Source organism: Paracoccus sp. SM22M-07 (assembly GCF_001887735.1).
Classification (GTDB): domain Bacteria; phylum Pseudomonadota; class Alphaproteobacteria; order Rhodobacterales; family Rhodobacteraceae; genus Paracoccus.
In genome coordinates this window covers 18874-44528 of record NZ_JPKW01000002.1, presented here as the reverse complement: position 1 = coordinate 44528, position 25655 = coordinate 18874, and the positions used below count along the sequence as shown (strand labels likewise).

The following is a 25655-nucleotide window of genomic DNA, read 5'->3' as shown; positions in this document are numbered from 1 at the left end:
GCGCAAGCCCCTGCCCTGTCGCCGCGTCACGGCTTGCCCCCCACCGGGTCGCAGGTCATCGTTGCGCAAACCTTGAGGGAGGACCCAATGCTGCCACCGATCCTGCAGAACCTGCGCATTCCCGTCGTCGCGTCGCCCATGTTCATCGTTTCCGGGCCGGAACTGGTCATCGCGCAATGCAAGGCGGGCATCGTCGGCAGCTTTCCCGCCCTGAACGCGCGCGAGAAGGAGGGAGAGCCGTCCATGCTGGACGCCTGGCTGACGCACATCACCGAGGAACTGGACCGCCACAACCAGGCCAATCCCGACAGCCCCGCCGCACCCTATGCGGTGAACCAGATCGTCCATCGCAGCAATGCGCGGCTGGAACGCGACATCGAGATCTGCCACCGCCACAAGGTGCCGATCTGGATCACCTCGCTTGGTGCGCGGGTCGAGGTCAACCAGGCCGCCCATGATTGCGGCGGCATCGCCCTGCATGACGTGATCAACAACATGTTCGCGAAAAAGGCCGTGGAAAAGGGCGCCGACGGGCTGATCGCGGTCGCTGCGGGCGCGGGCGGGCATGCCGGGCCGCAATCGCCCTTCGCCCTGATCCAGGAGATCCGCGAATGGTTCGACGGGCCGCTGCTGTTGTCCGGGTCCATCTCCACCGGGCGCGCTGTGCTGGCAGCGCAGGTGATGGGGGCGGATCTGGCCTATATCGGCAGCCCCTTCATCGCCACCGAGGAAGCGAATGCCCAAGCCGACTACAAGCAGATGATCGTGGACAGCGGGGCGATGGACATCGTCACCTCGTCGCTGTTCACCGGCGTGTCGGGCAATTACCTGGCACCGTCGATCCGCAAGGCGGGGCTGGACCCCGACAACCTGGCGGCGGCGGATGCGTCGTCGATGAACTTCTCGGACGGGTCGTCAAAGCCCAAGGCCTGGTCGACGATCTGGGGCGCGGGTCAGGGCATCGGGGCGGTGCGCGCGGTCGAACCGGCAGCCACGCGCATCGACCGGCTTGCGACCGAATATCACGCCGCGAAAGAGGCGGTTTCGCGCCTCTGACCTTTGCGGAACGGCGGGACGGTCCCCATATAGGGGGCCGAACGCCATCCATCCGCGGAGGACAACTTGGCCTATCAGAAAAGCCAGAACGCGATCGACCGGCTGACGCCGGAGCAGTATCGCGTCACGCAGGAAAACGGCACCGAACGGGCCTTTACCGGTGAATACGACCATCATTTCGAACCCGGCATCTATGTCGACATCGTCTCGGGCGAGCCGCTGTTCGCCAGCGGCGCGAAATACAATTCCGGCTGCGGCTGGCCGGCTTTCACCAAGCCGATCCAGCAGAACGTGACCGAACATCGCGATGTCAGTTTCGGCATGGTGCGCACCGAGGTCCGGTCCGCCCATGGCGACAGCCATCTGGGCCATGTCTTCCCCGACGGCCCGCCCGAAGCGGGGGGCCTGCGCTATTGCATCAACTCGGCCTCGCTGCGTTTCGTGCCGCGGGACCAGATGGAGGCCGAGGGTTACGGCGAATATCTGGACCAGGCAGAGGAGGCATAAGATGAGCGAACGCGCAGTATTTGCAGGCGGATGTTTCTGGGGCATGCAGGACCTGATCCGGCGGTTGCCGGGCGTCCATTCGACCCGCGTCGGCTATAGCGGCGGCGATGTGCCCAATGCGACCTATCGCAACCACGGCACCCATGCCGAGGCGATCGAGATCAATTTCGATCCCGATCAGATCAGCTATCGCCGGCTGCTGGAATTCTTCTTCCAGATCCACGACCCCACCACGCCGAACCGGCAGGGCAACGATATCGGGCTCAGCTATCGCTCGGCGATCTATTACACGAGTGAGGATCAGAAGGCCGTGGCGCTGGACACGATCGCCGATGTCGAGGCATCCGGCATCTGGCCCGGCAAGGTGGTGACCGAGGTCGAACCCGTGGGCGATTTCTGGGAGGCCGAACCCGAGCATCAGGATTACCTGGAACGGTTCCCGAACGGCTATACCTGCCACTTCCCGCGCCCCGATTGGGTCCTGCCCAAGCGCGACGCGGCCGAGTGACAGCCACCCCCTGAAGGATAGGCGCCCGGAACGATGTTCCGGGCGCCTTTTGCGTCCCGCGACGGCCGGGGGGCGCCGCCCCCCGGACCCCCCGAGGGTATCGCCCCCGGCATGGACGCCATCACGGCGCCTGATCGCCCTTGGGGACCCGGACGCGGAACACAGCACAATAGAGCGCCGGGACGAAGACCAGCGTCACCAGCGTTCCCGCGATGATGCCCCCCATCATGGCAAAGGCCATCGGCCCCCAGAAGACTTGGCGCGAGATCGGGATCAGCGCCAGCGACGCCGCCGCCGCCGTCAGCAGGATCGGGCGGGCGCGGCTGTCCGAAGCTTCGAAGACGGCATCCCACCGGGACCTGCCCTTGTGCAGCAGTTCTTGGATTTCATGCACCAAGATGATCGAGTTGCGGATCAGGATGCCGATCAGCGCCAAGATCCCCAAGATGGCCACGAAGCCCATCGGCACGCCGAAGGGCACCAGCACCGCCACCACGCCGATCAGCCCCAAGGGGGCGGCAGCGAAGACGATCAGCGACAGGCGGAAGCTTTGCATCTGGGCCATGACCAGCACCGCCATGATCAACAGCATGACCGGCACCACCGCCGCGATGGGCGCTTGGCTGTCGGCCGAGCTTTCGACCGTGCCGCCGACCACAACCTTGACGCCCGGAGCCAGGGTCGCCTGGTATTCCGCCACGCGGTCGGCCAGCGCGGTGACAAGGGTGGCAGGCTGGTCCTTGGTGGCGATGCCCGCCTTGACGGTGACCGTGGGCAGACCGTCGCGTTGCAGGATCAGCGGCTGTTCGGTGCCATATTCCAGCGTGACCAGCGCGGCCAGCGGGATGGTGCGCCCGTCGGCCAGGTTCATCTGCAGGTTCCGGATCGAATCCAGCGACTGGCGGTCATCGGCCTGGCCGCGCGCGATGACGTCCACCAGGAAGATGTCGTCACGCAGCTGGGTCACCTGGACGCCGTTGAAGATGGCCGAGAGCGCCTCGGAAATGTCGCCGTTCGTCACGCCCAGCTGGCGGGCCTGATCCTGATCGACATTTAGGCGGACCATGCGCGCGGGTTCGTTCCAATCCAGCGCGATGTCCTGCAGGCGGGATTCGCCCGACAGGACGGTGGCCAACCCGCGCGCGGCATCGCGGGCGGCATCGGGATCGGGCGCGCTGACGCGGTATTGCACGGGCTTGCCGACCGGCGGCCCGATTTCCAGGTTCTTGATATAGATGTCGACGCCCGCGAATTCGGACCGCGCAAGGTCGGTCAGCCGCGCCTTGACGCGGTCGCGCGCCGCCAGATCGGGGGTCTGGATGACGATCTGGCCCATATGCGGGCCGGCGGTCGGGACATCCATCGACAGCACGAAGCGCGGCGCGCCCTGTCCGACATAGGATGTCCAGAACAGCACGTCCTCGTCGCCCGCCAGGGTTTGTTCCAGCCGGTCCATGTCGGCCGTGGTCCGCGCGATGGAGGCGTTCTGGCGTTCATTGATGTCGATCAGCACCTCGGTCCGGTCCGAAGTCGGGAAGAACTGCTGTTCCACGAACTGCATCCCCCAGAGCGACACGAAGAACATGGCCAGCGTCACGGCGATGGTGATCCACTTGAACCGCATGGCCTTGCGCAGAAGGGAATGGAAGGCGCGGCGCAGGCGGCCCGGTCCGCTATGGGCATGGGCCATCTTGGAGGACAGGAAGGTCACCCCCAGAAGCGGCGCGAACAGCACCGCGACGATCCATGAAACCGTCAGCGATACCGCGATCACGACAAAGAGCGAGAAGGTGAATTCCCCCGCCGCCGAATTGTTCAGCCCGATGGGGATAAAGCCCGCCACCGTCACCAGCGTCCCAGTCAGCATCGGAAAGGCGATCGAGGTCCAGGCATAGCTGGCCGCATCGGTCAGCGTCTCGCCGATCTCCAGCCGCGAGATCATCGTCTCGATCGCGATCATCGCGTCATCGACCAGCAGGCCAAGCGCGATGATCAGCGCCCCAAGCGAGATCCGCTGCAGCGTGATGCCATAGACCTCGAGGATGACGAAGGTGATCGCCAGGCACAGCGGGATGGTCAGCGTCACCACCAGGCCCGCGCGCAGCCCCAGGCTGACGAAGCTGACGATCAGGACGATGCCCACGGCCTCGGCCAGGGCCTTGACGAAATGGCCCACGGCTTCCTCGACGACGTGGGGCTGGTCGGCGAATTTCGACATCTTGATGCCGATGGGCAGGTCGGCCGCGATCTGGTCCATCAGCGCGTCCAGTTCCTCGCCGAATTCCAGGATGTTGCCGCCCTTGCGCATGCCGATCTGCAACCCGATCGCCTGTTCCCCCTGATAGCGGAACAGCGATTCCGGCGGGTCGGCATAGCCGCGGGTGATGGTGGCCACGTCGGCCAGGTTGAAGAACCGTTCGCCGACGCGCAGGTTCACGGCCTCGATGGCGCTGGCATCGTCGAACTGGCCGCCGACGCGCACCAGCACCCGTTCGGGACCGGACTGGATGACGCCCGAAGGCGCGATGGCATTCTGCTGGGCCAGCGTGCCCAGAACCTGCTGCTGGTTCAGCCCCAGGGCCGCCAGGCGCGCGGCGGAAAACTCCAGAAAGACCTCCTCCTCCTGTTCGCCCAGCAGTTCGGTCTTGCCGGCCAGATCCAGGGCGGCGACCTGCTTGCGGATATCCTCGACCCGGTCGCGCAATTCGCGCGGGGTAAAGCCGTCGGCGGTGAAGGCATAGATGTTGCCGAAGACATCACCGAAATTGTCGTTGAACTGAAAGCCCGCAAATTCCTGGGGGAATTCGGGCCGGATATCCGACATCATCTGGCGGACACGCTTCCAGACTTCGGGGACGACATTGGCGCGGGTGGTGGGGTCCAGTTCGACATAGACGACCGCCTGCCCCGGCATCGTGACCGAGCGCGTGAAGTCCAGCTCGTCCAGCTCCTCCAGCTTGGTCTCGATGCGGGTGGTCACCTGCTTCAACGTCTCGTCGGTGGTGGCACCGGGAAGGGCCGCGCCGATGATCATCGTCTTGATGGTGAAATCGGGGTCTTCTTCGCGCCCCAGGGACTGATAGCTGAGAAAGCCCGCGAACATCGACAGCAGCAGCAGGAACCACACGAAGCTGCGGTGATGCAGGGCCCAGTCGGACAGGTTGAAACGCTTCACGGGGTCAGCCTCCGGCCCACGGCCTGGTCTTGGGTCAGGGATTTCACGCCGCGGATGACGATTTCGTCGCCGGCGGTCAGCCCCGAGGTGATCGAGACGCGGCCCTGGAACGGGGTCGCGGCCTGGACGGCAACCTGTTCGACATGGGCCGTGTCGCCGTCGCGGCGCACGCGCCAGACGAAGCTTTCGTCATCGACGGTGACAAGCGCCTCGGACGGCAGGGAAAGCGACGGGTCGTCGACGCTGCCGAACCGCGCGCGCACCAGCGACCCCAGACGGAAGCCCGCCTCGGGGGGCAGGCGCAGATGCAGACGTCGCGTGCGGGTCGCGCTGTCGGCCACGGGATCGATGCGGTCCAGCACGGCGGGGACCTGGGTCTGGGGTTCGTTGCGATGCCAGACGGTGAAGACCGCCTCCTCCTCCAGCCCCAGCAGCGCCGATTCGGGCAGGTCGATGACGACCTCCTTTTCGTCCTGCGCCGACAGTTGCAGAACCTGCTGGCCCGCGCTGACGACCGCGCCCGGTTCTTCATAGACGGCGCTGATTACGCCGTCGAAAGGCGCGGTCATGCGGGCGAAGCCTTCGGCATCCTGCGCCTGCACCAATTCCGACCGCGCCTGTTCGGCGGCGGCGGCGGCGGCGGTCGCGGCCTGCTGGGCCTGTTCCAGCTGCGCGTCGGATGCAACGTTGCGTTCGGCCAGCGCGGTGGTGCGGGCCAGGGTCGCCTCGGCGGTGCGCTGCTGGACCTCGGCCGCGTCAAGCGCGGCGCTGGCGGCGCGGGTGTTGGCGGCCAGGTCATCGGTGTCCAGTTCGGCCAGGACCTGGTCCCTGGTGACGATGGTGCCCAGTTCGACCGGGCGTTCGATCATGCGGCCCAGCGTCTGGAAACCCAGCGCCACCTGGTCGCGCGACGCCACCAGTCCCGGGATCCAGCGCGCTTCGGCGCCCTGATCCTGCACGATCACGCTGACGACGGGGCGCGGGGGGCCTTCGGGCTCGGCCTCGGCATGGGCGCCGCCGCCCAGCCAGGACGGCAGGGACAGCGCGGATGCGGGTCCCGCCAGCAGGACCGTCGCGCAGATGATGGCCAGATATCTCATTCCCGATCCCCTTCCGGCACCATGTCGGCGGCCATGACCTGCCGACCGGGGTAAAGCAGCTGCGATCCGGCGCCCACGACGCGCTGCCCATCCTGCAACCCGTCCGAGATGAAGACCGAATGATCGCCGAAATGGCTGACGGTGACCGGCGACAGGGTGACGCGGTCATCCTCGCCCACGGTCCAGACGGCGGGCTGGTCGCCGCTGCGCATCAGGGCGGTCCAGGGAACCTCGGTCCCGTGATCCAGCGCCACGTCCAGATGGCCCCTGACCGAGGCCCCCAGAAGCGATGTCCCCGTCTGCGCATCCTGCAACCGCGCCCGCACGGTGACGGTGCCGGTTTCCGGATCGACCAAAGGCGAGACCTCAGTCACCTTGCCGGCCATGGCCGGGCGCTCGAACTCGAGCGTTTCCAGCCGGATCGTGGTGCCGATGATGTCGCGCAGGATCGGATCGTCGGCGACCTGGAAGACGGCCTCCAGCCCGGTCAGCGCCGCCAGGCCGAAGACGGGCTGGGCGGCCGCCACGACCTGCCCCGGCGCGACGGATTTGGTGGTGATCACGGCGTCCTGCGGGGCGCGCAGAACGGCATCCTCGACCGCGCGCCGCGCCTGGTCCACCGCCGATGTCGCACGCTCCAAGATGCCGTCGGCCTGCGACAGCGCCTGTTCGGCCTGATCGGCGGCGGCCTTGGTGCCCACCCCGCGCGACAACAGCGCGGCGGCGCGTTCGCTGGCCTGCCGCGCCTGGTCCTGGCCCGCGCGGGCCGACAGCAGCCCGGCCTCGGCCACGTTCAACGCCTGGTCCTGCTGGACCGAGGCCAGCCGCGCCAACGCCTGTCCGGCGACGACGCGGTCGCCCTGATCCACCAGGACCTCGGTCACGCGACCGCCCTGACGAAAGCCCAGCTGCAGCGCATCGATGGCCTTGATCTCGCCCGAGAGCTGCATGTCGGTGTTCAACTGGGCGGTCTGGACGGTCTCGATCTGGACGCGGATGACCTGGTCGGGGTCATCCTGCGCCAGCACCGGAAAGGCGCCCAGCCAAGCCAGAAGGGCAATTCCAAAGATCTGTTTCGACATGATCGACCGATATGTTGCGATATCAGACGTTTCCTGCCTTTCGGTCTGTTTGGGAAGCCCCTTTCCCTCAGGTCACCGCCGCTTTTCGGTGGAAATCCTCTCTGTCCCAGGTTCCGTCGCGCAGGATTGCGGCAAGGACATCCACCGCGCGGGCCACATCGTCCAGATCGTTATAGAGCGGCGCAAAGCCGAATCGCAGCACGTCGGGCGCGCGGAAATCGCCGATGACCCCTTCGGCAATCAGCGCCTGCATCACCGCATAGGCCTGGGGATGGCGGAAGCCGACCTGCGATCCGCGTTGGGCGGGGTCGCGTGGCGAATGCAGGGTGACGTCGGGACAATGCGCCTCGACGCCCTTGATGAAGGCCTCGCTCAGCTCGATGGAACGGGCGCGCAGGTCGGCCATCTGCACGCCGTCCCAGACATCCAGCGCAGCCTCCAGCGCGGTCATGGCGATCACGGGGGGCGTGCCGACGCGCATCCGGTCGATGCCGCCCGCGGGGCGATAATCCAGGTCAAAGGCGAAGGGCGCGGCATGGCCCATCCAGCCTTGCAGGATCGGCTGCGCGGCCTCGGCATGGGCGGGGTTGATCCAGATGAAGGCCGGCGCCCCCGGCCCTCCGTTCAGGTATTTGTAGGTGCAGCCGACCGCGAAGTCGGCCTTGGCCCCCAGCAGGTCGACATCGACCGCCCCCGCCGAATGGGCCAGGTCCCAGACCGTCAATGCCCCCGCCGCATGGGCCCTGGCGGTCAGCGCCGCCATGTCGTGACGGCGTCCGGTGCGGTAATCGACCTCGGTGATCATGGTGACGGCGACGTCGTCGGTGATGGCCTCGGCGACATCCTCGGGGGCGACGACGCGCAATTCGGCATCGACGGCACGCGCCAGCCCCTGGGCGACATAGAGATCCGAGGGGAAATTCCCGCTATCCGACAGGATCACCCGGCGGTCGGGGCGCAGGGCGCGCGCGGCGCTGACGGCCTGAAAGACCTTGATCGACAGCGTGTCCCCCATCACGACCTGCCCCGGCCCCGCGCCGATCAGCCGGGCGATGCGGTCGCCGACCTTGCGAGGCTGGTCGAACCATCCGGCCTTGTTCCAGCCGGTGATCAGCATTTCCGACCATTCGTCGGTCATCATCGCGGAAACCTTGGCCGCCGCCGCCTTGGGCATCGGTCCAAGCGAGTTGCCGTCCAGATAGGTCACCCCCTGCGGCAGGTGGAATGCGGCGCGCGTCCTGGCGAAATCTGTCATCGTGAAGCTCCCTCTTGACGGCACGCTAGCAGGCGGGTCACCTGCCGGAAAGAGGGGCAAAACCATGATCTATCAGGTGCATGACTGGGACGATGCCTATGCCAACGGTGCCCATATCGCGGGCGCGGAGGGCATCGCCGACAGCTGGCCCCACAGCGCGGCGGCCTTTCGCGACCGCCATCCGCCCCTGCAGCTGGGGCGTGGTCAGCTGTTCATGCCTCAGGAGGCACCGCGCGGGCTGATGGTCTTTGTCCATGGCGGATACTGGATGCGGACCGACCCCAGTGTCTGGTCGCATCTGGCCCAAGGCGCGATCGAGGCCGGATGGGCGGCGCTGCTGCCGGGTTACGCGCTGGCCCCGGACGCCCGCATCGCGCAGATGACGACCCAGGTCACGGAACAGATCGCCCTGGCCGCCGACCGCATTGCGGGCCCCATCGCCATCAGCGGCCATTCGGCGGGCGGGCATCTGGCGGCACGGATGATCTGCGATGACGGGACCCTGCCTGCGGCGGTGCTGGCGCGGGTGACCGCCTGCGTGCCGATCTCTCCGTTGACGGATCTTCGGCCCCTGATGCGCACGCAGATGAACCAGACGCTGCGGATCGACGCCACGGAGGCCGCGTCCGAAAGCCCCGCCCTGCTGACCCCGGTGCAGGGCATTCCCGTCACCACCTGGGTCGGCGGGTCCGAACGGCCGGAATTCCTGCGCCAGGCGCGGCTTCTGGCCGATATCTGGGCGGGCCTTGGGGCCGCGACGGATTGCGTCACGGCCCCGGGCGATCATCACTTCAGCGTGGTCGAGGCGTTGCGCCGCCCCGACAGCCCGCTGATGGAACGGCTGCTGGGTTACAGCGGCTCGCGATAGTCGAACTCGTCGGGGTCCGGGCCGGTGCGGTGGTTGTTGTCCAGCCGGTCCAGCGCGGCCATGTCATCCGCGCTCAGCTCGAACTCCAGCGCGGCAAAGTTCTGCGCCAGGCGGTCGGCATGTTCCGATTTTGGAATGACCGACAGCCCGTGCTGGATATGCCAGCGCAGGATGACCTGCGCGGGGCTGCGATCCAGCCGCTCCGCGATCTGGGTGACGGCGGGGGCGTCAAAGCTGTCGCCGCGACCCAAGGGGGTCCAGCTTTGGGTGACGATGCCCAGGCGCTTGTTCACCGCGCGCATCTTTGCCTGCGCCAGCGAGGGATGCAGCTCGATCTGGTTCAGCGCGGGCGTGACGCCGGTTTCGTCGATCAGGCGCTGCAGGTGGTCTTCGTGGAAATTCGCCACCCCGATCGAGGTGACGCGGCCTTCCTCGCGCAGGCGGATTAGCGCCTTCCAGGTGTCGACATAGGCGTCCAGCCGGGGCAGCGGCCAGTGGATCAGGAACAGGTCCAGTTTTTCCAGACCCGTGCGCGTCATCGTCTGGTCGAAGGCGCGCAGCGCCTGGTCGTAACCCTGAGCGTCGTTCCACAGTTTCGAGGTGACGAAGATCTGGTCGCGGGGCACGCCGGATGCGCGGATACCCTCGCCCATGCCGCGTTCGTTCTTGTAGGCGGCCGCACCGTCGATCAGGCGATAGCCGGTCTTCAACGCCTGCGTGACGACCTCGGGGGTCTTGGCGTCGTCGATCTGCCAGATGCCGGTGCCCAGCTGGGGCATTTCCTGGCCATCGTTCAGTGTCATCATCGGTTGGGTCATGACGGCTGCTCCTTTCGTTGCGGCAGACAACGCGTTAGGCAGGGTTGGGGTCCAGCATTTCCCCTGCGGCAATTTTCCGTGACCCCCATCCTCGCACGGAACCCTCGGCCCAGACCCAAGGTTTTCCGAGGCGCGCCACGAAAGGCATCACATGGACCAACCGGTCATCCCCTTCGATCTTGTCCGCATGTTCATCGGCGAACAGCCGCCGCTGTTCTATGCCGAGATCCTGTTCCGCACCGTCCTGATCTATCTCTATACCCTGGTCATGCTGCGCTGGATCGGCGGTCGGGGCGTGGCGCAGCTGTCGCTGGTGGAATTCCTGCTGGTCATCGCGCTGGGTTCGGCCGTGGGCGACGCGATGTTCTATCCCGAGGTGCCGCTGCTGGCCGCGATGGCGGTCGTCACCACGGTCGTCTTCATCAACAAGGTGCTGGACCGCCTGATCGTCCGGTTCGACCGTGCCAAGCGGACATTGGACGGCTGTCCCATCGCCCTGGTCCGCGACGGGCATATCCTGCTGGACGCCATGAGCCACCGCGATCTGGGCATTGCGGAAATCAAGTCCATGCTGCGCCTTGCCGGGGTCGAGAACCTGGGCGAACTGCGCGTGGCCTATCTGGAGGCGGGCGGCGGTCTGTCGGTCTTTCGCGCCCATCCGCCGCGTCCCGGCCTGTCGCTGGTGCCGCCGCAGCACCTGCTGAACCCCGCCCCCGCCGAGGACAAGCCACTTGCGATGGACGGTCAGACATGCTGTGGCATCTGCGGCACGCCGACCGGCGCGCAAATCATCGCCACCCGTGGCCGTTGCGGCAATTGCGACGGGCAGACTTGGCAGGCACCGGAATGGCCCCCGGGCATCGATGATGAGTTGAAGGGCAGCAGTAAGCCGATGGAGTGACGCATGAAGGTCTTTACGCTTGTGGTCGAACTGGGACGCCGGACCGGCGACGGCCTGCCCAAGGGCGCGACGGGGGCGGGGCTTGTCTGCTTTGCCGCCGGAACCGACGAGGCCGAGGCCGTCCGCGAGACCGTGGCCATCCTCAAGCAGGCCGACATGGCGCCGCTGGACGTGACCGGATACGGCACGCTGGAGGAACGCCTGGCCGAAGGTCACGAGATCGACCAGGACGAACGCGACCTGATGGATCGCGCGCTGGCGGAAAACTCGGTCATCATCGCGCAGATGACGCCCTATTTCGGCGACGAGGCCGCGCAGGACAAGCCGCGCCACTGACGCCCACTTGCCCTACCCATGGGTATCGCCTTCGGTTAGACTGTTCACAACAATAACCCGAGCAGTCACGAACAGGCGATCATCCATGAGCATTTCCCGCATTTTCCTGTCCACCGCCCTGATCGGGGCACTGGCGTCCTGCGCATCGCCGGTGTCGCGCATGCCCGCATCCGGCCCTTCGGCGGGATATTCCTCGGTCACGCCGACGGCGATTCCCGCAGCCTCGGCCGCCGACGAGGCCGGTCTGCAGCGTTTCGTCCAAAGCTTCCGTCCGCGCGCGCTGTCCTCGGGCATCTCGCCTGCGACCTATGATCGCGCCATGCGCATCGCCCAGTACAATCCCGACGTGATCCGCCTGGACCGCAAGCAGTCGGAATTCTCGCGCCCGGTCTGGCTCTATCTCGACAGCGCCGTGTCGGATGTGCGCATCAGCACGGGGCGCGAAAAGAACGCCCAGCTGTCCTCGACCCTGTCGCGGATCGAAGCGCAATACGGCGTCCCGCGCGAGATCGTGCTGGCCGTCTGGGGCATGGAATCCAATTTCGGCGGCAACCGCGGCAAGATGCAGATCATCCCCTCGCTGACGACGCTGGCCTATGACGGGCGTCGCGGAGAGATGTTTCAGAACCAGCTGATCGCGGCCCTGCAGATCCTGCAGGCGGGCGACACCGATCCCGAACACATGCTGGGCAGCTGGGCGGGCGCGATGGGCCACACCCAGTTCATGCCGACATCCTATCTCGAATATGCGGTCGATTTCACCGGCGACGGCCGCCGCGACATCTGGTCGGACGATCCGACCGACGCGCTGGCATCGACCGCCGCCTATCTGGCCCGCAGCGGCTGGCAGCGCGGCCAGACCTGGGGCGCCGAGGTGCAGCTGCCCGCGAACTTCAACATGGGCCTGATCGGCAAGGGCACGCGCCGCTCGGCCGGCGACTGGTCGGCACAGGGCGTGCGCACGATGTCGGGCGGCGGTCTGCCGGCGGGCAACGGCTCGATCATCATGCCGGCGGGGGCTCGCGGCCCGGCCTTCTTCATCACCGACAACTTCCGGTCGATCCTGCGCTACAACAACTCGGACAATTATGCGCTTGGTGTGGCCTATCTGGGCGAACGCATCGCCGGTCGTTCGGGCATCCAGGGGGCCTGGCCGCGCAGCGACCGTCCCCTTTCGACCGCCGAACGCCAGGAGATCCAGGTGCTGCTGAAGCGCCGGGGCTTCTATGACGGCGAGATCGACGGGCTGTTCGGGTCGGGCACGATGGAGGCCGTGGCGGCGTTCCAGCGTTCGATCGGCGCGACGCCCGACGGCTATCCGACCTCGATCCTTCTGGGTCAGCTGCGCGGTTGACCATGACGGACGATACCGGCCCCGCACCCGCGGGGCCGTTTTCCGACAGCGACCGCGCCGCCGTCTATCGCGCGATCCGGTCGCGCCGCGACGTGCGCAGCCAGTTCCTGCCCGATCCGATCGAGCCCGACCTGCTGCTGCGCCTGTTGCAGGCCGCCCATGACGCACCATCGGTCGGCCTGTCGCAGCCCTGGAATTTCATTCTGCTGCGCGACATGGCTGTGCGACAGCGCCTGCACGATGCCTTTGTCCGGGCCAATGCCGAGGCCGCGGACAGATTTCCCGACCGCAAGGCGCTCTATTCATCGCTGAAGCTGCAGGGGATCCTGCAGGCGCCGGTCAATCTGTGCATTACCTGCGACCGCAGCCGCGGCGGCGACCATGTGCTGGGGCGCACCCATGACCGGGCGACGGATCTTTATTCCACCGTCTGCGCCGTCCAGAACCTGTGGCTGGCGGCACGCGCCGAAGGCGTCGGCGTCGGTTGGGTCAGCATCTTTCGCGAAGACGACCTGCGGTCCATCCTGCGCCTGCCCGACCATGTCGTGCCGGTGGCCTATCTGTGCATCGGCCATGTGGCGGAGCTGTACCAGGAACCCGAACTGCAGGCGCGGGGCTGGGCCGAACGCCTGCCCTTGCGCGACCTGGTGCTGGAGGACAGCTGGGACGGCCCTCAGGCCAACCTGTCGCGAAAGATGTCCAGCACCTCGGCATAGACCTGCCGCTTGAAGGGCACGATGCTGTCCAGCAGATCGTCGGGCCGCATCCATTGCCAGCGGTCGAATTCCGGGTGGTCGGTGGCGATGTTCACGTCGCCATCCTGACCCTTGAACCGCAGCAGCAGCCATTTCTGGCGCTGCCCGCAGAACCGCCCCTTCCAGGCCTTGCCCAGCAGATGCGGTGGCAGGTCGTAATAGACCCAGTCGGGCGTCTCGGCCAGGATCTCGACCTTGTCGGTGGACACGCCGGTTTCCTCGACCAGTTCGCGCAGGGCGGCCTGATGGAAGGTTTCGCCCGCATCGATGCCCCCTTGGGGCATCTGCCAGGCATCGGGCGTGTCGATGCGCTGGCCCGCAAAGACCAGCCCGTCACCATTGATCAGCACCACGCCCGCACAGGGCCGATAGGGCAGGCCCATCGGCCCCGTCCGGTCATTCATCATGCTTATCCCTTGTCCGCGTCGTCATTCGCGGCCGGTTCGGCATTGGCGGCCGGGGTTTCGGCGGCGGGCACGTCGTCGGCGCTGAAACTGACGGCGGCCAGGCCCTTCAGGATGTCGACCGCATAGGCCAGCTGGTAATCCTCGTCGCGCAGGGCGGCGGTCGCCTCGACCTCGGCGGCCTCGTCCTCGATCTGCTGGCGGTCGTCATCGCTGATGTCATTGCCCAGGGCACCGCGCAGATCCGCCTCGGAACGGCTGAAGCTGCTGTTGGTGCGCGATTCTTCCTCTTCCTCGGGCTGGGCGGGTGTGGGTTGGGCGACCAGGATGTCGGGCTGGATGCCCAATGACTGGATCGACCGACCCGACGGCGTATAGTAACGCGCCGTGGTCAGCCGGATCGCGCTGTCCGAAGTGACGGGCATCACGGTCTGGACGCTGCCCTTGCCAAAGGATTTCTCGCCCACGACGATGGCGCGGCGATGGTCCTGCAGCGCACCGGCCACGATCTCCGACGCGCTGGCCGAGCCGCCATTGGTCAGGACGACCATCGGCTTGCCTTCGGCCAGATCGCCTTCCTCGGCGTTCCAGCGTTCACTCTCATCGGGGTTGCGGCCGCGGGTGCTGACGATTTCGCCTGCATCCAGGAAGGCGTCGCTGACGCTGATCGCTTGGTTCAGCAATCCGCCGGGGTTGTTGCGCAGGTCCAAGACGAAGCCCGTGACCCTGTCGATGCCGCCCGCTTCCTCGACGGCCTTGGCCAGCTCGGTCTTCAGTGCATCATAGGTCTCGTCGTTGAAGGTCGAGACGCGCAGGACGACGGCATGGCCCTCGACGCGCGACCGCACGACGGTCAGCTTGATCGTGTCGCGGGCCATGGTCAGGTCGAAGGGCTCGGTCTCGCCCTCGCGCAGGATGGTGATGGTGATCTCGGACCCGACCGGGCCGCGCATCATCTCGACCGCCTCGTCCAGGTTCAGGCCCAACAGCGATTCGCCGTTCACATGGGTGATGAAATCGCCCGACTGGACGCCCGCCTCGGCGGCGGGGGTGTCGTCGATCGGGGACACGACCTTGACCATGCCCTCCTCCTGGCTGACCTCGATGCCCAGGCCGCCGAAGCTGCCACGGGTCTGGGTCTGCATGTCGGAATAGGCGTCCGCCGACAGGAAGCTGGAATGCGGATCAAGCGAGGTCAGCATGCCATTGATCGCGGCCTCGACCAGTTCCTTGTCGTCGGGGGCCTCGACGTAATCGGCGCGGATGCGTTCGAAGATGTTGCCGAACAGCTCGAGCTGTTCATAGGTGGCGGTGTTGCGCCCGGATTCCTGCGCCATAAGCGGTCCGGCGATCTGGGTCGTTGCCAGCGCCCCCGCAAGCACACCCCCCAGTCCTGCGATCAGATAATGTCTCATGGCGGCCTTTCCTGCCTCAGTCCTGTTGCGGGTCGACGAATGGATTCAGCACGAACCAGTCTGCCGGGTCCAGCGTTTCATTGCCCTGCCGCAGTTCAAGATACAGCGATTCACTGCGTCCGGCCTGATCGCCGCGGGCGGCATCCGCGACGAATTGCGATCCGAATTCCTGCGCGGGCGCCTCGGCGCCCCCCATCAGGCCGACGGGATCACCGGCCTTCAGGACATCGCCCACCTCTCCGAAGACCTGGGCGAGCCCCGCAAAGATCATAAGATAGCCGCGCGCCGGCTCGACGATCATCACATTGCCGTAATCCAGGAAAGGACCGCGATAGCGGATCGTCGCAGGCCAAGGCGTCTGGACCAGCGCGGCGGGGGCCGTGGCGATGACCCAGCCGGGGCGCGTGACGCCCGCGGCGTCGGGTTCGTCATAGGGCCGCACCACCGATCCCACGACCGGCAGCCGCAGGCTGCCTTGGGCGCTTTCGAAATCCTCCATGGGCGCGCCGACGTCCTTTTCCATCTTGGCGATGCCGGTGGCGAAATCGTCCAGGGTCTGGGCGGCCTCGCGCAGGGCGCTCAGCTCCTCGGGGTCCTCGGCAAAGCGCACCGGCATGGAACTGCGGTCGGTGACGGCGCTGGACAGCAGACGGCGCGCCTCCTGGACCGAGGCAAGCCCCGATCCCAGCATGCCCGCCGCATTGGCCTGCAATTCCCGCACGGTGGCGATTTCGTCCAGATCGCCCTGCAGGGCCTCGGCCTCGGCGCGCAGGCCGGGCGTGACGCCCGACAGCAGCATCGCCGACCGCGCATTGGCCAGTGCGCCCGCGGGATGCAACAGCATCGTGCTCTCGGGGCTTTGCTGCAGGGCGGTCATCGCCCCCAGCACCTGCCCCAGCTGGTCACGCTGCGCATCGAAGCGGGCCCGCAATTCGGCCTCGCGGGCGCTGGCTTGGCGCAGGCCGTCGCGCAGGGCGGCTAGGCCCATCTCGTATCCGCGGATCACCTCGGTCAGGGCAACGACCTGATCATCGGCGGTGACCGCATCGGCCAGTTCCCCGATGGATGCGCGCAGCATGGCCGCGGCGCCTTCGGCGTCGCGCACCGCCTGGTTGGCCGGGTTGATCCCGTCCTGTGCATGGGCGGGCGACATCAGCGCCATGGCGCAGGCCAGGACGGCGGCAAGGGCGCGGGGCATCATCGGGTGATCAGACTTTCGCCGGTCATCTGGGGTGGCAGGGACAGGCCCATCAGGTCCAGGACCGTGGGCGCCAGATCGGCCAGGCGACCGTCGCGCACCGATGCGCCCGCAGGGCCGCCATAGACGATGACCGGCACCGGGTTCAGCGTATGGGCCGTATGGGCATTGCCGGTTTCAGGATCGATCATCTGTTCGCAATTGCCGTGATCGGCGCAGATGACGGCGGCACCGCCGACCTTGTCCAGCGCCGCCAGCATGCGCCCCAGGCCTTGGTCCACGGCCTCGCAGGCGCGGGCGGCGGCCTGAAGGCTGCCGGTGTGGCCCACCATGTCGGGGTTGGCGAAATTCACCACGATCAGGTCATAGCCCGCGCCGATCACCTCGACCAGCTTGTCGGCAACCTCGACCGCGGCCATTTCGGGGGCCATGTCATAGGTCGCGACCTTGGGGCTTTGCGGCATGTGCCGGTCCTCGCCCTCTTCGGGGGTTTCCTTGCCGCCGTTCAGGAAGAAGGTGACATGGGGATATTTCTCGGTCTCGGCCAGACGGAACTGGCGCAGGCCCTGGGCCGCGACCCATGCGCCCAGGGTGTTGACCACCTGCGTCTTGGGATATGCGGTCTGCATGAAATCGGTATGGCGGCTGCTGTAATCGACCATGCCCAGCACACCCGCCCATTCGGGACGGTCGCTGGCGTCAAAGGCGTCGAATTCGGGATCGGCCAGCGCCGACAGGATCTCGCGCGCGCGGTCGGCGCGGAAGTTCAGGCAGAACAGCCCGTCCCCGTCCTGCGCCCCGTTATAGCCGTCGATGACGAAGGGCGGGATGAATTCATCGGTCTTGCCATCGGCATAGGCGGCGACGACGGCATCCTCGGCCGTGGGGACGTCCTGCCCCCGGCCCGCGACGATCGCCCCGAAGGCGCATTCGACCCGGTCCCAGCGGTTGTCGCGGTCCATCGCGAAATAACGTCCGATCACGGTGCCGATCCGCGCACCCCTCGGCATCGCGCCCTGCAATTCGGTCAGATAGCCATGGGCCGAACTGGGCGCCACGTCGCGCCCGTCGGTGATGGCATGGATGACGACCGGCACGCCCGCCTCGCTGATGATCCGCACGGCGGCCTGCATGTGCTGCAGGTGGCCGTGAACCCCGCCATCGGACACGACACCCATGACATGCGCCGTCCCGCCCGAGGCCTTCATCCGGTCGATGAAATCCAGCAGCGCGTCGTTGCGGCCAAAGCTGCCTTCCTCGATGGCCAGATCGATCTGGCCCAGATCCATGGCGACCACGCGCCCGGCACCGATATTGGTGTGGCCGACCTCGGAATTGCCCATCTGGCCGCGCGGCAGACCCACATCGGGACCATAGGTCACCAGCGTCGCGTTCGGGCAGTCGCGCATCAGGCGGTCGAAATGGGGCGTCGCGGCCTGGTCGGGTGCGCTCTGTTCGGGACGGTCGGAGAGGCCCCAGCCGTCAAGAATGCACAGGATCACGGGTTTGGTCATGATTGCCTCGCGGTTTTCCCCCTCATACGCGGGCGAAGGCGCGACGGCAACCAAACGTCGCAAGGGCTGGACGGCATCAGGCCCGGTGATAGGGCGATCCGGACAGGATGGTGGCGGCCCGGTACAGCTGTTCGGCCAGCATGACGCGCACCAGCATATGCGGCCAGACCATGCGCCCGAAGCTGATCGACCAGTCGGCACGGGCCCGCAGATCGGGGTCCAGCCCGTCCGCGCCGCCGATGACAAAGCAGACGTCACGGGCATTGTCGCGCCAGCCTGCAATGCGGGCCGCGAATTCGGGCGACAGGGGCTGATCGCCGCGTTCGTCCATCATCACCAGCGCGGCCCCCGCCGGCAGGGCGCGGCTCAGCAATTCGGCCTCGGCCTTCATGCCCAGACCGCGCTTGTCTTCGACCTCGACGACGGAAACGGCCGGCAGCCCGAGGCTGCGGCCGGTTTTCGCGAAGCGGTCAAGATAATCGGCGATCAGCGCCGCCTCGGGGCCCTTGCGAAGCCGCCCCACGGCGGCGATGTCGATCCGCATCAGTCCGCCTTACGGCTGGTGGTGATGGTCGTCACGCACACGGGACAGCGCGTCCGCAGGCATCCACATCTTTTCCAGCTGGTAGAAATCACGGACCTCGGGGCGGAAGACATGGACGATCACGTCGTCGGTGTCGATCAGCACCCAGTCGCCGGCTTCCTTGCCTTCGATGCGCGGGCTGCGGCCCGTGGCATGCTTGACGCGTTCGGCCAGCTTTTCCGCGATGGCACCCACCTGCCGGCTGCTGCGCCCCGAGGCGATCACCATGTGATCGGCCATGGCCGAGCGGCCCCGCAGATCGATGCTGACGACCTCTTCGGCCTTGTCATCATCCAGCGAAGTCATAACAAGCGAAAGAACCTGGTCGCTGGTCAGCGAGCCTTTCGCAGCGGTCGTGGCCGGCCCTTGGGCCGACGGGACGTCTTGTGACAGGGTTATATCCTCCGGTCAGCGCGCCGATGACCCCCGGCGCAGGGGTCCCTTCAACATAGCATCTTTTCGCCCCATCTCAATCGCTGGCGGGCTTTTCCTTTCGGCAATCTTCGTGCCACGCCCCGCAGGCCGCAGCGCGGGCCTTGCCAGCAAGGCGCCGAATGCCTAATCTTGCGGAATGATGCGTTTCTTCGACATTCATGATCGTGCGCGACTGCCGCAGCGATTCTATGGCGAAACGCTCTGCGTGACCGCGCGGGGCTGATCGGCCCGCGGGACAGCCCTGTCCCGCCGCTTGTCCATGCCCGCACCCTGCATCACAGCCGAAAGACATCAGCCATGACCATTCCCGCAGCCGCCGCGCCGCGCACGCTTTATGACAAGATCTGGGACGCCCATGTCGTCGAACGCCAGGACGACGGCACCTGTCTTCTGTATATCGACCGCCACCTGGTCCACGAAGTGACCAGCCCGCAGGCCTTCGAGGGCCTGCGCATGACCGGCCGCACGGTCCGCGCCCCCGAACGCACCATCGCGGTGCCCGATCACAACGTGCCCACCACGCTGGACCGCCAGACCGGGATCGAGAACCCCGAATCCCGCATCCAGGTCGATGCGCTGGACAAGAACGCCCGCGAATTCGGCGTGAACTATTACCCGGTGAACGACATCCGCCAAGGCATCGTGCATATCGTCGGCCCCGAACAGGGCTGGACCCTGCCCGGCATGACCGTCGTCTGCGGCGACAGCCACACGGCCACTCATGGCGCCTTCGGCGCGCTGGCCCACGGCATCGGCACCTCCGAGGTGGAACATGTGCTGGCCACCCAGACCCTGATCCAGGGAAAGTCCAAGAACATGAAGGTGGAAATCACCGGCCGCATCGCGCCCGGCGTCACCGCCAAGGACATCGTGCTGCGCATCATCGCCGAAACCGGCACGGCGGGCGGCACTGGCCATGTCATCGAATATTGCGGCGAGGCGATCCGCAACCTGTCGATGGAAGGCCGCATGACCATCTGCAACATGGCGATCGAGGGCGGTGCCCGCGCAGGCCTGATCGCGCCCGACGAAACCACCTTCGCCTATGTCAAAGGACGCGCCCACGCCCCGAAAGGCGCGCAATGGGAGGCAGCCGTCGCCTGGTGGAAGACGCTGTTTTCCGACGAGGGCGCGCATTTCGACAAGGTGCTGACCATCCGCGGTGAGGACATCGCCCCCACCGTCACCTGGGGCACCAGCCCCGAGGATGCACTGCCCATCACCGCATCGGTCCCCGCCCCCGAAAGCTTCACGGGCGGCAAGGTCGAGGCCGCCCGCCGCAGCCTGGACTACATGGCGCTGACCGCCGGCACGCCGCTGACCGACATCGCCATCGACGCCGTCTTCATCGGCAGCTGCACCAATGGCCGGATCGAGGATCTGCGCGCCGCGGCCGAGGTGCTTCAGGGCCGCAAGCTGGCGCCGGGCGTGCGCGGCATGGTGGTTCCCGGATCGGGCCTGGTCCGCGCCCAGGCCGAGGAAGAGGGCCTGGACGTCATCTTCACCGATGCCGGTTTCGAATGGCGCCTTGCGGGCTGTTCCATGTGCCTTGGCATGAATCCCGACCAACTGGCGCCGGGCGAACGCTGCGCGGCCACCAGCAACCGCAATTTCGAAGGTCGCCAGGGCTACAAGGGGCGCACCCATCTGATGTCGCCCGCCATGGCCGCCGCCGCCGGTGTCTGCGGGCATCTTGTCGACATCCGCGAATTCGCCAAAGAACCCGCATAAGGACGCCCATCATGGATAAGTTCACCACCCTGACGGGCATCGCGGCCCCCATGCCGCTGGTCAATATCGACACGGACATGATCATCCCCAAGCAGTTCCTGAAGACCATCAAGCGGTCGGGCCTTGGGGTGAACCTGTTCGACGAGATGCGCTATGACCGCGACGGCAACGAGATCCCCGATTTCGTCCTGAACCAGCCCGCCTATCGCGATGCGGAGATCCTGATCGCGGGCGACAATTTCGGCTGCGGGTCGTCGCGCGAACACGCCCCTTGGGCGCTGCTGGATTTCGGCATCCGCTGCGTCATCTCGACCAGCTTTGCCGACATCTTCTTCAACAACTGCTTCAAGAACGGCATCCTGCCCGTCGCCCTGCCCCAGGACGCCGTCGATGCCCTGATGGCGGATGCGGGCAATGGTGCGAATGCCCGCGTCACGGTCGATCTGGAAAGCCAGACCGTCACCAGCCCCGACGGCACCACCTATCACTTCGAGGTCGATGCTTTCCGCAAGCATTGCCTGCTGAACGGGTTGGACGATATCGGGCTGACAATGGAAAAGGCCGCCGCCATCGACACCTTCGAGGACCAGATGGCGCAGGCGCGCCCTTGGATCTGAGGATCGCCGCGGCGCTGTGCCTGCTGGGTCTGCCCGCGCAGGCGGACACGCTGCGCCTTGCCACATGGGACCCGGGCCTTTCGCGAAAGGGCCCGGGTCTTTTGCTGCGCGACATCGCCAAGGGCGATCCGCAGGTGCTGGCGGCGGCGCAGGTGATCGCGGCGACCGCCCCCGACGTGATCGTGCTGACCGCCTTCGACTGGGATCTGGAAGGCCGCGCCCTGGCGGCTTTTCAGGCGGTTCTGGCCGATCAGGGCCACCCCATGCCCCATGCCTTTGCCGCCCTGGGCAATCGCGGCATGCAGGTGGGTCTGGATCTGGACGGCGACGGACGCATGGGACGGCCGCGCGACGCGCAGGGCTATGGCGATTTCACCGGCAGCGCGGGACTGGCGATCCTGTCGCGGCTGCCCATCGGAGATGTCGCGGATCACACGGCGACGCTCTGGCGGGACATGCCGGGCAACCGGATGCCCGAGGGCGGTCAGGCGGATATGCAGCGGCTGTCATCGTCGTCGCATTGGGATGTGCAGGTCGGGCCGCTGCACCTGTTGGCGATGGCCGCGACGCCCCCCGCCTTCGAGCCGCGCAACATCGCCCGCAACCATGATGAGGCCGCCTTCTGGCTGAACCACCTGCCCGACGCGCCCTTCGCCATCATCGGCAACCTGAATGTCGATCCGCAGGACGGCGATGGCGACGCCGCTGCGCTGCGCGCGCTGCAGAAGGTCACGCAGGACAGCCAGCCGCGGGGCGCCTGGCAGCCGCCGCAGGACGGCCCGAATGCCGGGCAGAAGGGCGATCCGGCGCTGGACACGGCCGAATACGACCGTGCCCCCGGCAATCTGCGGCTGGATTACATCCTGCCCGCGCAGGGCCTGACGGTCACCGGATCGGGCGTCGTCTGGCCCGCCCCGGAAGACCCGCTGGCCCAGGCCGTCGCGACGGCGTCACACCGGCATCTGGTCTGGCTGGACCTAGACCCGGAATGAGGCGATGGCCCCCCAGGCCTTGTCCAGATCCGCCGCCGTCACGCAATAGGGCGGCATGACATAGACGGTGTTCCCCAAGGGACGCAGCAGCACCCCCTGGTCGATGGCATGGGCGCGCAGGCGGGGACCGACCTCGGACAGATAACCGCCCTCGGGGACCTTCAGGTCGATCGCGGCGATGGTGCCGCATTGGCGCGGGTTCTCGAACCGGGGGTCTTCGGCCATCGCCGCCAGCCGTTCGCCCTGCATGGTCACCAGCGCGTCCAGCCGGTCCTGCATCGGGCTGGCCTGCCACAGCCGGACCTGCGCCAGCGCCGCCGCACAGGCGATCGGGTTCGCGGTATAGCTGGAGGAGTGATAGAAGGTCCGCCGCCGGTCCGTCGAATGATGGGCCCGGAACACGCGGCCGCTGGCCAGCGTCGCCGCCAGCGGGATGACGCCCCCCGTCAGCCCCTTGGAGGTGCACATGATATCGGGGCTGATCCCCGCGTGATCACAGGCCCACAGCCGACCGGTGCGGCCCCATCCGGTCATCACCTCGTCCACGATCATCAGCACGTCATGTCGGTCGCAGATCGCCCGCAGCCCGGCCAGAACATCGGCGGAATAGACCCGCATGCCCCCCGCGCCCAGGATCAGCGGTTCCAGGATCAGCGCGGCCATCTTGCCGCTCGCGGCCAGTGTTTCAAAGGCGTCCAGCGTATCCGCCCCGTCGCCGGTCGGGAAGGGCAGGCGGTCCACGCCGAACATCAGCGGGTCATAGGCGGCGTTGAAGACGCCACGCTCGCCCACGCTCATCGTGCCGATGGTGTCGCCGTGATAGCTGTCCTCGATGACGGCGATACGGTTGCGGCCGTCGCCCTCGTGCTTCCAATAACCAAGCGCCATCTTCAGCGCGACCTCGACGGCGGTCGATCCGCTGTCGCTGAAGAACACATGGTCCAGCCCCGCAGGCGCCATGCCGACCAACGCGGTGGCCAGATCCTCGGCCGGCTGATGGGTCAGGCCTGCGAAGATCACCTGGTCCAGATGCCCCGCCGTGTCGCGGATCGCCTGCACGATCTGGGGCTGGTTGTGGCCATGCGTGACCACCCACCAGCTGGAAACGGCATCCAGCAGCGGCCCGCGATCGGTGCGGATATAGGCGCCTTCGGTGCTGATCGCACGGACGGGATCGGGTTCGGTGGCGTGCTGGAAGAACGGGTGCCAGACGGCGCTTGTCATGCGAAATCCTTCGGGTCGAAATGTTCGGTCATGGCGGCGGTCAGGCTGGCGCGGTCCAGGACCGGCAGAAACGGCAGACGGCCCAGCACCTTGACCTGACCGATCTGGCCGATCGTCGCCATGTTGTCGGCATTGTCATCGCCCACGAAAGCCACGCCCAGCACGGGGACCTTGCGCGCGCGCAGGCTTTCCAGCGCCGACAGGCTGTGGCTGATGGTGCCAAGCCCCGTCGAGGCGACCAGCACCACCGGCAGCTGCCACGCCGCGAACAGATCGGCAAACAGCATCCGCCGCGTGATCGGCACCAGCGCCCCGCCCGCCCCTTCGATGACCAGGCGGTCCGCATCGGGCGGCGTCAGGCGGGCGGCGTCGATGTCCACGCCGTCCAGTTCGGCGGCGCGATGGGGCGACAGGGGCTGGGCCAGCATATAGGCCTCGGGGTGGGTGCGGGCGCCCGACAGGCGCGCCACCTCGGCGCGGTCGCTGTCGGGCGAGGGTTCCGCATCGGCGCGCGGATCGGGATTGGGCACGTTTCCGGCCAGCCCCGATTGCAAGGGCTTCCAGTAATCCGCCCCGATCAGCCCGCATAGCCCTGCGGAAAACACCGTCTTGCCGACATCGGTGCCGGTGCTGGTGATCACGATTCGGGCCATAATTCCTCCAGCGTTTCCGCCAGCCGGATCACGTCATCCGTGCTGGCATTCAGATTCAGCGACACGCGCAGGCGCGATGTGCCCGGCGGGACGGTCGGGGGACGGATGCCGCGCACGTCGAAACCGCGCGCCTGCACCGCCTGCGCCAGCTCCATCGTGGGCGCATTGCCCCCCACGATCAGCGGCACGATCTGGCTGCCGCTGACCGGCACCTGCGGCAGGCGCTGCGCCATCTGCGCGCCGAACAGGTCCACATGCGCCCGCAGCGCCGCCTGACGCCAAGGTTCGTCGCGCAGAACGGCCAGCGCCTCAAGGCCGACCGCCGCCATCAGGGGCGAGGGCGCGGTGGCAAAGATGAAGGGCCGGCAGCGGTTGATCAGGAAATCGATCAGCACCCGCGACCCGCAGATCAGCGCACCGGACCCGCCCAGGGCCTTGCCCAGGGTGTGCAGGGTCACGACATTGTCGCGCCCTTCCAGGTGATGGGCCAGACCGCGCCCCTGGGGGCCATAGACGCCGGTCGCATGCGCCTCGTCCACCATCAAAAAGCCGTGGCGGTCGGCCAGGTCCATCAACGCGTCCAAGGGCGCCACATCGCCGTCCATGCTGTAAAGGCTCTCGACCGTGATCCAGACGGCGCCGGTATGGCCCTCGGCGCGCCACGCGTCGATCACATCCGAGGCATGGTCGACATCGCCGTGCCGGAACTGCGCCACCTGTGCGCGCCCCGCCCGCGCCCCTTCATGGGTGCTGGCATGGGACAGCGCGTCCATCAGCAGCAAATCGCCCCGCTGCGGCAGGGTGGTCAGGACGGCGAAATTCGCGACATAGCCACCGCCGAAACCCAAGGCCGCCTCGGCCCCGAAAAAGCGGGCCGCCGCGTCTTCGAATTCCTGCTGGGGGTCGGTGTTGCCGCGCAACAGCCGCGATCCGGCCGCGCCCACGGGAACGCCCTGATCCAACGCCCTGCGCGCGGCCTGCACCAGCCGGTCGGACTGCGCCAGCCCGATGTAATCGTTCGAGGAAAAATCGATCCCGCGACGCGGGGCCAGTCCCCGCAAACGCGCGTCGGCGGCCAGACCCTCAAGGTCGCGCCGATAGCCTGCCAATCGGTCCAAGATGCCCTGCCCCATCATTCTTGCCTCGCTTTGCCGGGGTCCGGGGGTAGACCCCG

At 67.1% G+C, this 25655-nt stretch carries 25 protein-coding genes; 11 read left to right on the top strand and 14 right to left on the bottom strand.

Features of this window, described 5'->3' with window-relative positions; all coding sequences use genetic code 11:
- Positions 1–87 precede the first annotated feature (87 nt).
- The 3 genes from IE00_RS03470 (at position 88) to msrA (ending at position 2071) form a co-directional block, all read left to right on the top strand.
- The gene (locus IE00_RS03470) at positions 88–1056 is read left to right on the top strand and encodes a nitronate monooxygenase family protein (protein WP_072295701.1); all 969 of its coding nucleotides are present in this window, start codon (positions 88–90) and stop codon (positions 1054–1056) included.
- Between the two features lie 66 nt (positions 1057–1122).
- Entirely contained in the window at positions 1123–1563 is a 441-nt protein-coding gene (gene msrB, locus IE00_RS03465; RefSeq protein ID WP_072295700.1) for a peptide-methionine (R)-S-oxide reductase MsrB, read from the top strand.
- A 1-nt stretch (position 1564) separates the two neighbouring features.
- The gene (gene msrA / locus IE00_RS03460; RefSeq protein WP_072295699.1) at positions 1565–2071 is read left to right on the top strand and encodes a peptide-methionine (S)-S-oxide reductase MsrA; all 507 of its coding nucleotides are present in this window, start codon (positions 1565–1567) and stop codon (positions 2069–2071) included.
- 121 nt (positions 2072–2192) lie between these two features.
- On the opposite strand, the gene IE00_RS03455 is transcribed toward msrA, so the two are convergent.
- The 4 genes from IE00_RS03455 to kynU form a co-directional block, all read right to left on the bottom strand.
- Entirely contained in the window at positions 2193–5246 is a 3054-nt protein-coding gene (locus IE00_RS03455; RefSeq protein ID WP_072295698.1) for an efflux RND transporter permease subunit, read from the bottom strand.
- Positions 5243–6346, bottom strand: coding sequence for an efflux RND transporter periplasmic adaptor subunit (locus IE00_RS03450; protein WP_072295697.1), 1104 nt, complete (start codon positions 6344–6346; stop codon positions 5243–5245). The genes IE00_RS03455 and IE00_RS03450 overlap by 4 nt, the downstream gene beginning before the upstream one ends.
- A complete protein-coding gene (locus IE00_RS03445) occupies positions 6343–7428 on the bottom strand; it encodes an efflux RND transporter periplasmic adaptor subunit (protein WP_072295696.1) in 1086 nt (361 codons plus the stop codon). The genes IE00_RS03450 and IE00_RS03445 overlap by 4 nt, the downstream gene beginning before the upstream one ends.
- 67 nt (positions 7429–7495) lie before the next feature.
- A complete protein-coding gene (gene kynU / locus IE00_RS03440; RefSeq protein WP_072295695.1) occupies positions 7496–8683 on the bottom strand; it encodes a kynureninase in 1188 nt (395 codons plus the stop codon).
- Between the two features lie 64 nt (positions 8684–8747).
- Between kynU and IE00_RS03435 the strand changes: the two genes are divergently transcribed.
- The gene (locus IE00_RS03435) at positions 8748–9551 is read left to right on the top strand and encodes an alpha/beta hydrolase (protein WP_072295694.1); all 804 of its coding nucleotides are present in this window, start codon (positions 8748–8750) and stop codon (positions 9549–9551) included.
- Here IE00_RS03435 and IE00_RS03430 read toward each other — a convergent pair.
- Entirely contained in the window at positions 9533–10369 is an 837-nt protein-coding gene (locus IE00_RS03430; RefSeq protein WP_072295693.1) for an aldo/keto reductase, read from the bottom strand. The two genes, IE00_RS03435 and IE00_RS03430, sit on opposite strands and share 19 nt — an antisense overlap.
- 151 nt (positions 10370–10520) lie before the next feature.
- On the opposite strand from IE00_RS03430, the gene IE00_RS03425 reads away from it, so the two are divergent.
- The 4 genes from IE00_RS03425 to bluB all read left to right on the top strand — a co-directional run bounded on the left by IE00_RS03425 (position 10521) and on the right by bluB (position 13676).
- Complete coding sequence (locus tag IE00_RS03425; protein ID WP_072295692.1) at positions 10521–11270, top strand: DUF421 domain-containing protein; 750 nt, start codon at positions 10521–10523, stop codon at positions 11268–11270.
- Positions 11271–11273: 3 nt separating this feature from the next.
- Complete coding sequence (locus IE00_RS03420; RefSeq protein ID WP_072295691.1) at positions 11274–11606, top strand: hypothetical protein; 333 nt, start codon at positions 11274–11276, stop codon at positions 11604–11606.
- Between the two features lie 85 nt (positions 11607–11691).
- Entirely contained in the window at positions 11692–12960 is a 1269-nt protein-coding gene (locus tag IE00_RS03415) for a lytic murein transglycosylase (protein ID WP_139291307.1), read from the top strand.
- Positions 12961–12962: 2 nt separating this feature from the next.
- Entirely contained in the window at positions 12963–13676 is a 714-nt protein-coding gene (gene bluB, locus IE00_RS03410; protein WP_072295690.1) for a 5,6-dimethylbenzimidazole synthase, read from the top strand.
- On the opposite strand, the gene IE00_RS03405 is transcribed toward bluB, so the two are convergent.
- The 6 genes from IE00_RS03405 to rsfS all read right to left on the bottom strand — a co-directional run bounded on the left by IE00_RS03405 (position 13634) and on the right by rsfS (position 19135).
- Complete coding sequence (locus IE00_RS03405; RefSeq protein ID WP_072295689.1) at positions 13634–14122, bottom strand: RNA pyrophosphohydrolase; 489 nt, start codon at positions 14120–14122, stop codon at positions 13634–13636. The genes bluB and IE00_RS03405 overlap by 43 nt on opposite strands.
- A gap of 2 nt (positions 14123–14124) precedes the next feature.
- Positions 14125–15534 carry a S41 family peptidase gene (locus IE00_RS03400; protein WP_072295688.1) on the bottom strand — a complete coding sequence of 470 codons (1410 nt, stop codon included), beginning with the start codon at positions 15532–15534 and terminating at the stop codon, positions 14125–14127.
- Positions 15535–15550: 16 nt separating this feature from the next.
- Positions 15551–16735, bottom strand: coding sequence for a peptidoglycan DD-metalloendopeptidase family protein (locus IE00_RS03395; protein WP_111558510.1), 1185 nt, complete (start codon positions 16733–16735; stop codon positions 15551–15553).
- Positions 16732–18246 carry a 2,3-bisphosphoglycerate-independent phosphoglycerate mutase gene (gpmI, locus tag IE00_RS03390; RefSeq protein WP_072295960.1) on the bottom strand — a complete coding sequence of 505 codons (1515 nt, stop codon included), beginning with the start codon at positions 18244–18246 and terminating at the stop codon, positions 16732–16734. The genes IE00_RS03395 and gpmI overlap by 4 nt, the downstream gene beginning before the upstream one ends.
- Positions 18247–18322: 76 nt before the next feature.
- Entirely contained in the window at positions 18323–18790 is a 468-nt protein-coding gene (gene rlmH / locus IE00_RS03385; protein ID WP_072295687.1) for a 23S rRNA (pseudouridine(1915)-N(3))-methyltransferase RlmH, read from the bottom strand.
- A 9-nt stretch (positions 18791–18799) separates the two neighbouring features.
- Positions 18800–19135, bottom strand: a complete 336-nt coding sequence (gene rsfS, locus IE00_RS03380) for a ribosome silencing factor (RefSeq protein ID WP_072295686.1) — start codon at positions 19133–19135, stop codon at positions 18800–18802.
- Between the two features lie 426 nt (positions 19136–19561).
- Here rsfS and leuC point away from each other — a divergent pair, with 426 nt between their 5' ends.
- From leuC to IE00_RS03365, 3 genes are read left to right on the top strand one after another with little or no spacing between them, the layout of a single operon-like run.
- A complete protein-coding gene (gene leuC, locus IE00_RS03375) occupies positions 19562–20995 on the top strand; it encodes a 3-isopropylmalate dehydratase large subunit (RefSeq protein WP_072295685.1) in 1434 nt (477 codons plus the stop codon).
- A gap of 11 nt (positions 20996–21006) precedes the next feature.
- On the top strand, positions 21007–21612 hold the full coding sequence (leuD, locus tag IE00_RS03370) for a 3-isopropylmalate dehydratase small subunit (protein WP_072295684.1): 606 nt from the start codon (positions 21007–21009) through the stop codon (positions 21610–21612).
- Positions 21603–22604 (top strand): endonuclease/exonuclease/phosphatase family protein, encoded by a 1002-nt coding sequence (locus IE00_RS03365; protein WP_240493782.1) that lies wholly within the window; start codon positions 21603–21605, stop codon positions 22602–22604. Before leuD ends, IE00_RS03365 begins: the two co-directional genes overlap by 10 nt.
- Here IE00_RS03365 and IE00_RS03360 read toward each other — a convergent pair.
- Genes IE00_RS03360 through IE00_RS03350 form a run of 3 tightly spaced genes read right to left on the bottom strand, consistent with a single transcriptional unit; the run spans position 22590 to position 25614 of the window.
- Positions 22590–23828: an adenosylmethionine--8-amino-7-oxononanoate transaminase gene (locus IE00_RS03360; RefSeq protein ID WP_072295683.1), complete on the bottom strand. Its 1239-nt coding sequence runs from the start codon at positions 23826–23828 to the stop codon at positions 22590–22592. The genes IE00_RS03365 and IE00_RS03360 overlap by 15 nt on opposite strands.
- On the bottom strand, positions 23825–24481 hold the full coding sequence (bioD, locus tag IE00_RS03355; protein WP_072295682.1) for a dethiobiotin synthase: 657 nt from the start codon (positions 24479–24481) through the stop codon (positions 23825–23827). The genes IE00_RS03360 and bioD overlap by 4 nt, the downstream gene beginning before the upstream one ends.
- Positions 24466–25614, bottom strand: a complete 1149-nt coding sequence (locus tag IE00_RS03350; RefSeq protein ID WP_072295958.1) for an 8-amino-7-oxononanoate synthase — start codon at positions 25612–25614, stop codon at positions 24466–24468. The genes bioD and IE00_RS03350 overlap by 16 nt, the downstream gene beginning before the upstream one ends.
- Positions 25615–25655 lie beyond the last annotated feature (41 nt).